Raw genomic sequence first — 1,217 nt, forward strand, 5'->3', positions numbered from 1 at the left:
CTTTGTGCACGTCAGTTTCAAAATTCGCTAGCAGAGAGTTCATTGGAGGAGATTAAGCGCGCCATTGAAGCCCATGACTTTTTAAGGGACTATTATAAGGTTGGGGAAGCTTCAATTAAGTCAAATGATGGTCGTATAGCCTTTCAGTTTTCTGGACTAGACCGCAATATAGCCAGTATTAAATCGATGGGGCGCATTTTGCTTTGTTGGGTTGATGAGGCAGAGCCCGTGACAGAGACAGCTTGGCAAACGCTTATACCGACTTTGCGAGAAGAGGGTGAGGGGTGGAGAGCAGAGTTATGGGTGACATGGAACCCGTTGCGAGACAATGCACCGGTTGAAAGGCGGTTTCGTTTTTCAGATAATGAAGCCATTAAGCGTGTAGAGATCAATTGGTCAGACAACCCGAAGTTTCCCAAGATCTTGAATGAAGCGCGGCTTGATGATCTGAGAAACCGACCCGAGACTTATAAGCATATATGGGAAGGGGCTTATCTTACAGCAGTTCAAGGCGCTTATTATCAGAGGGAAATGTTGGCAGCCGAGCAAGAGGGGCGGATAGGGCGTGTTGCTCGTGACCCTTTAATGCAAATACGTGCCTTTTGGGATATTGGGGGAACAGGAGCTAAGGCAGATGCCACGGCGATATGGATAGCGCAATTTGTTGGCAGAGAGATCAGAGTGCTTGATTATTACGAAGCACAGGGGCAACCGTTATCAGAGCACATAGGTTGGTTACGTCAGAATGGCTATGAGAAAGCATTGATGGTTCTTCCCCATGATGGGGCAACCAGAGACCGTGTACATAATGTGAGTTTTGAGAGTGCTTTAAATGATGCGGGTTTTGAAACGCAAGTGATCCCTAATCAAGGGGCAGGTGCTGTTAAGATGCGAATAGAGGCGGTGCGACGTATTTTGCCTTCAGTTTGGTTTAACGAAGAGACAACCGTAGCGGGTCGTAAAGCACTGAATTGGTATCATGAGAAATGGGATGAGAAGCGTAATATTGGTTTAGGCGCCGAGCATGATTGGTCCAGTCATGGTGCAGATGCCTTTGGATTGATGTGTGTGGGGTATGAACAGCCGATGCAGAAACAGAAGAGACCAGCTTATAGCGGTAGAGAAACTTATGAGAGCACGTCATGGATGGCAGAATGATGCATGATGATGAACATTTAGAGAAAGACAGCAATGTATCTGATCTCTCTCATGAAGGT

General features: G+C 46.7%; 1 protein-coding gene. It reads left to right on the forward strand.

Translation table 11 applies throughout. The features are described from left to right. On the forward strand, positions 1–1,158 hold a 1,158-nt coding region (locus tag ACFINC_RS09575; protein ID WP_375617061.1), incomplete at its 5' end, for a phage terminase large subunit. Positions 1,159–1,217 lie beyond the last annotated feature (59 nt).

The sequence above is a fragment of the Bartonella sp. AP58NXGY genome (assembly GCF_042195785.1).
Classification (GTDB): Bacteria; Pseudomonadota; Alphaproteobacteria; order Rhizobiales; family Rhizobiaceae; genus Bartonella.